Source organism: Vineibacter terrae (assembly GCF_008039615.1).
GTDB classification, from domain to species: domain Bacteria; phylum Pseudomonadota; class Alphaproteobacteria; order Reyranellales; family Reyranellaceae; genus Vineibacter; species Vineibacter terrae.
Window position 1 is genome coordinate 1 of sequence record NZ_VDUZ01000104.1, and the last position, 4,194, is coordinate 4,194.

Below are 4,194 nucleotides of genomic sequence, written 5' to 3' on the forward strand. Positions count from 1 at the left end.
GGTTCAAACTCTGTGTCAGGCTCCTCTGCACTAGGGATCCGACCAACCTCGATGCCGGCCGGACAACAGCTTAGCACCCGTTTCAGCCCTTGTGGCCGACGTAGTCGGTGCGGAACTCTGTGGTTGATCTTCTCGTGTCCTTCTACCAGGGCGCTGCTGCGCTCGGCGCACCGATCTAGCGCCGGCGTGCCGCGGCGGCGATCTGCGAACGGCTTATGCCGATGTCCTTCAGGGTGCGATCGGGCAGCGCATAGAGCTGGCGCACGGCGATGCGCTCGGCGCGCCGCCGCAGGAAGCGCTTCGCCATGATAGCGAGGACCAGCACGAGCCGGGCACGCCGGGCACGCGGCACGCGTATCGACGCCTCGGCAACGGCGATGCTCATGACTCTCTCCTCCGATACTTGCGGCGCAGGCGGTGCCGACCTCTCGATCGGGCCGCATGCCTGCCGCCGTCCATACGCGGGATCAACAAGCCAAGCGGCGAAGAATTCCCCGCCGTGCCCGCGGCAATGACGTCCGACCGATCAGATGCGCTCACATTGCCGGGAGCGGCGGCGGCCGGTCAGCAAGCTGACCGCCGGTATGCGCCGCCATCAACCCCAGGGCTTGACAATGAGCATGTACTCACACAAAAGGAGCAAACACTCATATTTAGAGACGCTCCATGAGCTTCGCATCCGAGCAGCGGCACGAGCGCTCCTGGCCACGGGCCGGCGCCGCCGTCGCCGCAGCGGCACCGGCGCAATATAGCCGCATCCCTCCGGATCGGACCGATCAGGCCTCGATCGCGCCATATTGCGCGGCTACGGCAGCGGCCCTCACCGCCACGCCGTCCGCAGCCCGGGAAATGCCTGTGCCCGATCAAGAGTCTCGTGACCCGAGTCCGCCCGGCGCGTGCGCCACGGCTCGCCGTGCGGCACGCGCCCTCTCTACCCTCATCGCCGGGACGCTCGCCGTCCTGCTGATGCATGGACCGGCACGGGCCGACGATTGCCCGGCACGCGCCGAGGAGCTGCGCCTGGGCACCGACCTGCCGCATGTCAAAGCGGCCATCCGCGAGCGCCGACAGGTCGTGATCGTGGCGCTGGGCTCGTCATCGACACAGGGATACGGCGCCACCATCGACAGCAACGCCTACCCGGCGCAGGCGCAGGTCACGCTGGCACGCCAGTACGAGACGGTGCGGCTGAAGTTCGTCATGCTCAACCGCGGCGCCGGCGGCCAGGACGTCACCGAGATGCTGGAGCGGCTGCAGCGCGACGTGCTGTCGCATCGGCCCGACCTCGTGATCTGGCAGGTCGGCACCAACGCCGCCATCCGCGGCATGAAGCTCGACAGCTTCCGGCTGAAGCTGTCCAGCGGCATCGAGCGGATGAAGCAGGCCGGCACCGACGTCGTGCTCATGACGCCGCAATACAGCCCTGCCATCGTGGCGCTGCCCAACGAGGACGACTATGTCGCGGCCATGCACGATGTCGCACGGCAGACCGGCGCCGGGGTGTTCCACCGCTTCGACATCATGCGCGGCTGGGTGATGCGCCAGCACATGCCCTTCGGCCGCTTCATGATCAGCGACGGCCTGCACCTCAACGACTACGGCCAGCGCTGCACGGGCCAGCTGCTGGCGCGCGCGATCGAACGCACGGTCGGCGACTGACGCCGGCCGGCGGAGCGGACGGGATGGCGGCGCTCCCGGCCGTCGCCATGGGCTGCTATGCTCACCCTGCGCAAGGTGGCGCGCGTTGGGGGAGCAGCAGCATGACAGTATCCTGGATGGCGATCCGTACAGCGACGCTGGCGCTCGTGGTCGCGCTGGCGGCGCTCGCGGGCGGCGCTCAACCGGCACCGGCGCAACCGGCGCCCGCCGAGCCGACGCCGGCCAAGGTCAAGGAGCTGCTCGACCTGCTCGCCGACCCTGGGGTGCGCGACTGGCTCGCGAAACAGCAGCATGCCCGCCCGGCGCCCGCCGCCCCGCCGGCCACGGCACAGCCGTCGCTGGGCGCGCGCATGGCCAGCGTCCGCGAGCACCTGGCGACATTGGCGGCGGCCGTGCCGACGGTGCCGGACGAGCTGGCACGCGCCAGCAACATCCTGGGGCTGGAGTTCGAGGAGCACGGCCTGTTCCGGGTGCTGCTGCTGATCGTCGGCTTCGTGGCGCTCGGCTTCGGTGCCGAGTGGCTCTATTACTGGGCCGGCGCGCGCGTGGAGCGCTGGATCGTGGCGCTGCCGCTCGATTCGGTCGAGCATCGCCTGCGCGCCGTCGCGGTGCGCCTGGCCTACGGCACCGGCATCGTTGCGGCGTTCGCCGTCGGCAGCGTCGGCGCGTTCCTGGCGCTCGACTGGCCGCCGCTGCTGGGTGAGATCGTGCTCAGCTACCTCGTGGCCTTCCTCGCCGTGCGGCTGGCGCTGGTCGCCGGCCGCTTCATCCTGGCGCCCGGCGGCGAGCGCTTCCGCATCCTGCCGATGACGACGCCGGCCGCCGCGTTCTGGCATCGCCGCTTCGCGCTGTTCGTCGGCTGGCTGGCCTTCGGCTGGGTCACCGTCGCCCTGGCCGGCACACTGGGCGTCTCGCTCGATGTGCGCCGCATCGTCGCCTATGTGCTGGGCCTGGGGCTGCTGGCGATCGGCCTGGAGGCGGTGTGGCGCCGGCCACGCCCGGCTCCCCAGCCCGTGCAGGATGGCGAGAGGGCGCCGGCGCGCGGGTGGTTCGGCGGCGTCGCCGGCACGGTGCTGCTGTCGATCTATTTCGTGCTGCTCTGGCTCTTCTGGGTGGCCAGCGCCATGCCGCTGTTCTGGCTGGCAGTCGTGGCCGTCGCCCTGCCGGCGACGATGGCGGCGACACAGCGCGCCGTGAACCACATCCTGCGCCCTCCGGGCGCGGCCGACGCCGATGCTGCGTCGCCCGGCCTCATCGCCATATCGCTGGGCCGTGGCCTGCGCGCGGCCCTGATCGTCGGCGCCGTGGTGCTGCTGGCCCACGCCTGGCACGTCAACCTCGCCGACATGACGGCCGGCGACGCGCTCACGACCCGCCTAGTGCGCGGCACGCTCAATGTCGTGGTGGTCGCGCTGGTCACCGACTTCGTCTGGCACATACTCAAGGCGCTGATCGACCGCAAGCTCGGCGCGGCGCAGGCCGGCGGCTCGCCCGACAGTGAAGAAGCGCGGCGGCAGGCACGCCTGCGCACCCTGCTGCCGATCCTGCGCAACGTGCTGTTCATCGTCCTGCTGGTGATGGCGGTGCTGACGGCGCTGGCCTCGGTCGGCATCGAGATCGGGCCGCTGATCGCCGGCGCCGGCGTCGTGGGCGTCGCGGTCGGCTTCGGCGCCCAGACCCTGGTGCGGGACATCTTCAGCGGCATGTTCTACCTGCTCGACGACGCCTTCCGCGTCGGCGAGTACATCCAGAGCGGCAACTACAAGGGCGTCGTGGAGTCCTTCAGCCTGCGCTCGATCAAGCTGCGGCACCACCGCGGGCCGCTCTATACCGTGCCCTTCGGCGTGCTGGGCGCGATCCAGAACATGAGCCGCGACTGGGTGATCGACAAGATGGGTGTCGGCGTCACCTACGACACCGACGTCGACAAGGTGAAGAAGCTCATCAAGCAGATTGGCAAGGAGCTGTCCGAGATCCCCGAGTTCGCGCCGCACATCCTGGAGCCGCTCAAGATGCAGGGCGTCGAGCAGTTCGGCGACTACGCCATCCGCATCCGCATGAAGATCAAGACCAAGCCGGGCCAGCAGTTCACGATCCGGCGCCGCGCCTATGCCATGATCAAGAAGGCGTTCGAGGCCAACGGCATCAAGTTCGCCTCGCCGACGGTGACGGTGGCGGGCGGCGGCGGCGATGCGGCGGCGGTGGCGCGCCAGGGCCTGGAGCTGGTCCAGCCGCCGCCGGCCGCGTCCTGATGCCGGTCTTAGTCTCCTCTCCCCGCGAGAGCGGGGAGAGGGAGGGGCCCATGCCGAAGGCATGGGAAGGTGAGGGGTAGGAACGACCAAGCCATGCAGCAAAAATGGGGACTGATCGCTCGTACCCCTCACCTTCCCATCGCTGCGCGATGGGCCCCCCTTGTACGACCGGATACATCGGTAACACTTTAGACCGGATACATAGGTAACACTTTGGACCGGATACATCGGTTACACTTTCGGTGCCGCCGCTGGCCGCTGCCGGGGGCGCGCCCCCGGCAGC

3 protein-coding genes are annotated in these 4,194 nt (G+C 69.5%); 2 read left to right on the forward strand and 1 reads right to left on the reverse strand.

Translation table 11 applies throughout. The features are described 5' to 3' along the window. Positions 1-175: 175 nt before the first annotated feature. Complete coding sequence (locus tag FHP25_RS40345) at positions 176-385, reverse strand: DUF1127 domain-containing protein (protein WP_147852664.1); 210 nt, start codon at positions 383-385, stop codon at positions 176-178. A 281-nt stretch (positions 386-666) separates the two neighbouring features. On the opposite strand from FHP25_RS40345, the gene FHP25_RS40350 reads away from it, so the two are divergent. Continuing rightward, the gene (locus FHP25_RS40350) at positions 667-1,659 is read left to right on the forward strand and encodes an SGNH/GDSL hydrolase family protein (protein ID WP_147852665.1); all 993 of its coding nucleotides are present in this window, start codon (positions 667-669) and stop codon (positions 1,657-1,659) included. 101 nt (positions 1,660-1,760) lie between these two features. Continuing rightward, entirely contained in the window at positions 1,761-3,911 is a 2,151-nt protein-coding gene (locus tag FHP25_RS40355; protein WP_147852666.1) for a mechanosensitive ion channel family protein, read from the forward strand. The last annotated feature ends 283 nt before the right edge of the window (positions 3,912-4,194 follow it).

Coding starts and splice junctions, on each gene's coding strand:
- FHP25_RS40355 (WP_147852666.1), top strand. CDS start 1,761: ATGACAGTATCCTGGATGGCGATCCGTACAGCGACGCTGGCGCTCGTG.
- FHP25_RS40350 (WP_147852665.1), top strand. CDS start 667: ATGAGCTTCGCATCCGAGCAGCGGCACGAGCGCTCCTGGCCACGGGCC.
- FHP25_RS40345 (WP_147852664.1), bottom strand. CDS start 385: ATGAGCATCGCCGTTGCCGAGGCGTCGATACGCGTGCCGCGTGCCCGG.